The sequence below is a fragment of the Streptomyces sp. NPDC096012 genome (genome assembly GCF_040426375.1).
Classification (GTDB): domain Bacteria; phylum Actinomycetota; class Actinomycetes; order Streptomycetales; family Streptomycetaceae; genus Streptomyces.
The window spans coordinates 1-4,987 of the sequence record NZ_JBEOTD010000085.1 but is presented as its reverse complement, the minus strand read 5'-3'; the positions used below and the strand labels follow the sequence as shown (position 1 = coordinate 4,987).

The following is a 4,987-nucleotide window of genomic DNA, read 5'->3' as shown; positions in this document are numbered from 1 at the left end:
GGCATTGAGGGTGTTGTTGCGGCCCTTGCGGAAGGTCGTGCCGATCGGATGGATCGGCGGCAGGTAGACCACGTCGAAACCCATGGCCGCGATCGGCTCCAGCCGGCGCGCCGCCGTACGCAGCGTGCCGTGCGGCCGCTCGGCGGTGCCCTCCGAACGCGGGAAGAACTCGTACCACGAGCCGTACAACGCCCGCTCCCGCTCCACCAGCAACGGCATCGCGTCCGACGCCGTCACCAGCTCCCGCAGCGGATACCGGACGAGGACCGCCACCACCTCCGGGGCCAGCGCGGCCGCGAGCCGCCAGGCGGCCGGCCGGCTGTCGTCGCGCAGGGCCGCCAACGCGTCGAGCACGAGCGGCCGTTGCCCGTCCGGGACGCCGGCGGCCGCACGCTCGTACAACCCGGCGCCCTCCTGCAGGACCAGGTCGGTGTCGAGGCCGGCGGGGATCTTGATCCGGGCATGGTGCCACCAGGTGGCCAGCGGGTCGGACCAGGCCTCCACGGTGTAGGTCCAGTGGCCGGGTTCGCCCACGGTGACGACGGCTCCCCAGCGGTCGGTGCCCGGGGCGAGTTCGCGCATCGGCGTCCAGGGGCCGGGCCGGCCCGCCGGGTCGCGCAGCACCACGTTCGCCGCGACGGCGTCGTGCCCCTCCCGGAAGACGGTGGCCGACACCTCGAACGACTCACCGGACACCGCCTTGGCGGGCCGGCGCCCGTGCTGCACCACGGGGCGTACGTCGAGCACGGGGATGCGGCCGACCGTGGTGGGGGTCCTCGGTGAACCCGGGGAGGACCGCTCCCCGGCCGGTCGTGCGGCTTTTCCGCCCGCCGGCCTCTTTCCTGCTGCCTTGGCCTTGCTGCTCGTCGGGGGTGCTGGCGAATGGTGCGTGGCGGGCATGACCGCTCCTGTCCGCGTCAACGTGGTGGTGGGCGGATGGCTGTGGGGAGGTGGGTCCTGCGGCGGTGCTGGGTGGTGCCTGTGAGGTGTGTACCGGAGGAGCCTTCCCCTCCTGTTCGGGTGGGCAATCCGGCACTTTGTTAACTACTGGCGCGTACGTCCACACACAAGACCGGCCTCTTTCTCCGGGTGCCCGCCGTCTCGCCCTTGACGCCCCGACACCCGCACCGGCCAGGTCCCCACCGACGCCCGGGTAACCACTACCGTCGAAGGTGACGACGAGACGTACAGTGCCGTGCGTCTCACCCCGTAACGCGTCCGAGGTGGCATGTGAAGGCGATCCGCCGGTTCACCGTCCGTCCCGTACTCCCCGCCCCCCTCCGGCCGCTGAGCGACCTGGCGCGCAATCTGCGCTGGTCCTGGCATGCGGAAACGCGCGACCTGTTCCAGTCCGTGGACCCGGAGGCCTGGTCCGCCGCCGCCGGGGACCCGGTGCGGCTGCTGGGCACCGTGCGCCCGGCCCGGCTCGCCGAGCTGGCCGGCGACCGGCGGTTCCTGCGCCGGCTCACCGCGGTGGCCGACGACCTCGACGACTATCTGACCGGCGACCGCTGGTACCAGACACAGGCCGACGGACTGCCCGCCGCCGTCGCCTACTTCTCCCCGGAGTTCGGCATCACGGCCGCGCTGCCCCAGTACTCCGGCGGGCTCGGCATCCTCGCCGGCGACCACCTGAAGGCGGCCAGCGATCTGGGCGTGCCGCTGATCGGGGTGGGGCTGCTGTACCGGCACGGATACTTCCGGCAGAGCCTGTCCCGGGACGGCTGGCAGCAGGAGCACTACCCGGTGCTCGACCCCAACGAACTGCCGGTCACCCAGCTGAAGGACGGCGACGGCGAGCCGGCCCGGCTCTCCCTCGCCCTGCCCGGCGGCAAAGCGCTGCACGCCCGGATCTGGCTGGCCCAGGTGGGCAGGGTGCCGCTGCTGATGCTCGACTCGGACGTGGAGGAGAACGACCTCGGCGAACGCGGGGTCACCGACCGGCTCTACGGCGGCGGCAGCGAGCACCGGCTGCTGCAGGAGATGCTGCTCGGCATAGGGGGTGTGCGGGCGGTGCGGACGTACTGCCGGCTCACCGGGCACCCGGAGCCGGAGGTCTTCCACACCAACGAGGGCCACGCGGGCTTCCTCGGACTCGAGCGGATCGCCGAGCTGTGCGGGAAAGGGCTGGACTTCGACTCCGCGCTGGAGGCGGTGCGCGGTGGCACCGTGTTCACCACGCACACCCCGGTGCCGGCCGGCATCGACCGCTTCGACCGCGAGCTGGTGGCCCGGCACTTCGGGGCGGACGCCGAACTCCCGGGCATCGACGTGCAGCGGATCCTGGCGCTGGGCATGGAGACGTACCCGGGCGGCGAGCCGAACCTGTTCAACATGGCCGTGATGGGGCTGCGGCTGGCCCAGCGGGCCAACGGGGTCTCCCTGCTGCACGGGCAGGTCAGCCGGGAGATGTTCGCGGGGCTGTGGCCGGGGTTCGACGCGGAGGAGGTGCCGATCACCTCCGTGACCAACGGGGTGCACGCGCCGACCTGGGTGGCACCGGAGGTGCTGCGGCTGGGCGCACGGCAGGTCGGCGCCCAGCGGGCCGAGGACGCGCTGGCCGCCGGCGGCACCGAGCGCTGGGACTCGGTCGCGGACATCCCGGACCAGGAGATCTGGGAGCTGCGCCGCACCCTGCGTGAGCAACTGGTGGGGGAGGTGCGCGAGCGGCTGCGCGCCTCCTGGCGGCAACGGGGCGCGGCCGATGCCGAGTTGGGCTGGATCGAGCAAGTCCTCGACCCGGACGTACTCACGATCGGGTTCGCGCGGCGGGTGCCGTCGTACAAGCGGCTGACGCTGATGCTGCGCGACCGTGACCGGCTGATGGAGCTGCTGCTGCATCCGGAGCGTCCGGTGCAGGTCGTCGTCGCGGGCAAGGCGCATCCGGCGGACGACGGCGGCAAGCGGCTGGTCCAGGAGCTGGTGCGGTTCGCGGACGATCCGCGGGTGCGGCACCGGATCGTCTTCCTGCCCGACTACGGCATGGGGATGGCGCAGAAGCTCTACCCGGGCTGTGACATCTGGCTGAACAACCCCCTGCGCCCGCTGGAGGCCTGCGGCACCTCGGGAATGAAGGCGGCCCTCAACGGCTGCCTCAACCTCTCGGTGCTGGACGGCTGGTGGGACGAGTGGTTCCGGCCGGACTTCGGCTGGGCCATCCCGACCGCGGACGGCGCGGCCACCGACCCGGACCGCCGGGACGACATCGAGGCGGCGGCGCTGTACGACCTGCTGGAGCAGCGGGTGACCCCGCGGTTCTACGAGCGGGGGCGGGCCGGCCTGCCCGACCGCTGGATCCAGATGGTCCGCCAGACCCTCACCCTGCTCGGCCCCAAGGTGCTGGCCGGGCGCATGGTCCGGGAGTACGTCGACCGGCTCTACGGCCCCGCCGCCCAGGCCCACCGGACCCTGACCGCGGACACCGCGCGGGATCTGGCCGCATGGAAGGCGCGGGTGCGCGGTGCCTGGCACGCGGTGACCGTCGACCACGTGGAGACGACCGAGACGACGGCCACCGCCGAACTGGGCGCGACCGTGGGGCTGCGGGTCCGGGTCGGGCTCGGCGAGCTGGCCCCGGAGGACGTGGAGGTGCAGGCGGTGTCCGGCCGGGTGGACGCGGAGGACCGCATCACGGACGCCACGATCGTGCCGCTGAAGCCGACGGGCGCCCCGGACCTGGAGGGCCGCCGTGTCTACGAGGGTCCGCTGTCCCTGGACCGCACCGGCCCCTACGGCTACACGGTCCGCATCCTGCCCGCCCACCGCCTCCTCGCCTCCGGCGCGGAACTGGGTCTGGTGGCCGTGCCGTCGCAGGACGTGGTGGAGGGGGCGGGCGTGCTGCTGAGGTGACCCGCGGTGCGAGGCCTTCCCCGGAGGGCCTCGCACCGCACACGGCACGGGCGGCGCCGCCGGCGGCGGCCACCGGCGGCCCGCGCCGGGCCGGCCCTCCGTCAGCGTGGTGCGGGGGCAGGCCCGGCACGGGCCCCGGTCGCCGCCGTGCACGGGGCCGGCCGGGACGGTCCTCCGGCAGCGCCGCACAGGGTGCGGTCCGGGTCAGGCCTCCGACAGGCCCGCGCACAGTCTGCGCAGGACCACCCCGCACCGGCGGGCGTAGGCGTGTTGCAGGCCGCGGGTCGCCGGGCCGCCCGCGCGGGCGTACCACTTGGCCGGCCTGCTGAACGCCGCCACCGTGAGCCAGACCGTGCCGTCACCGGTGCGGTCGACCACGAAGGCCTCCTCGCCGCACTCGGGGTGGCCCTCCAGGGTGCCGTAGGCCCAGCCGGCGCGGCGGGGTTCCTCGACCGTCCAGATGATGCGGCACGGGGCCTTGACGAGGCCGGCCAGGGTGACCGTGACGTCCGCGCCGGGGGCCGCGCGGCCGGCCGTGGCGTCGATGCCCACGCCCAGCGCGCGGTGCATCTCCCAGGTCAGGACCGCCTCGGCGGCCCGCTGGAAGACCTCCGGGCCTTCGCCGAGGCGGGTGCGCACGAACATCGGGTGGAAGCCGGGCGGGCAGACGGTCAGCTCGTCGCGGGTCGCGCCGACCGGCTCATACGTGAAGGACGCCGAGGACATGGGTCACAAGGGTAGGGCGGCACCCGGGAAGCCTTCTTCCCGGGTGCCGCCCCGAGCCGGGCCGGAGCCGCTGCGGCTAGTTGACGTTCACCGCCGACCAGGCCGCCGCCACCGCCTTGTACTCGGCGCTGGAGGAGCCGTACAGGGCGGACGCCGCCGACAGCGTGCCGGTGCGGGCCGACTTGTAGTTCGTCGTCGACGTGAAGTACGTCGTCAGCGCCTTGTACCAGATCTGCAGCGCCTTGGCGCGGCCGATGCCGGTGACCGTGGAGCCGTTGTACGTCGGGGAGTTGTACGACACCCCGTTGATCGTCTTCGCGCCGCTGCCCTCGGACAGCAGGTAGAAGAAGTGGTTGGCGACGCCGGACGAGTAGTGCACGTCCAGACCGCCCACGCCGGAGGACCAGTAGTC

Annotated in this window: 4 protein-coding genes; 1 reads left to right on the top strand and 3 read right to left on the bottom strand. The window is 73.5% G+C overall.

Translation table 11 applies throughout. The features are described from left to right. Positions 1–900: maltotransferase domain-containing protein (locus tag ABVB68_RS36525; RefSeq protein ID WP_353605531.1), on the bottom strand; the 900-nt coding region annotated here is incomplete at its 3' end. A 330-nt stretch (positions 901–1,230) separates the two neighbouring features. On the opposite strand from ABVB68_RS36525, the gene ABVB68_RS36520 reads away from it, so the two are divergent. Then, positions 1,231–3,849, top strand: coding sequence for a glycosyltransferase family 1 protein (locus tag ABVB68_RS36520; protein ID WP_353605530.1), 2,619 nt, complete (start codon positions 1,231–1,233; stop codon positions 3,847–3,849). A gap of 204 nt (positions 3,850–4,053) precedes the next feature. On the opposite strand, the gene ABVB68_RS36515 is transcribed toward ABVB68_RS36520, so the two are convergent. Continuing rightward, positions 4,054–4,575, bottom strand: coding sequence for a DUF1990 domain-containing protein (locus tag ABVB68_RS36515; protein ID WP_353605529.1), 522 nt, complete (start codon positions 4,573–4,575; stop codon positions 4,054–4,056). A gap of 76 nt (positions 4,576–4,651) precedes the next feature. Continuing rightward, the coding region (locus ABVB68_RS36510) for a M4 family metallopeptidase (protein WP_353605528.1) at positions 4,652–4,987 on the bottom strand (336 nt) is incomplete at its 5' end.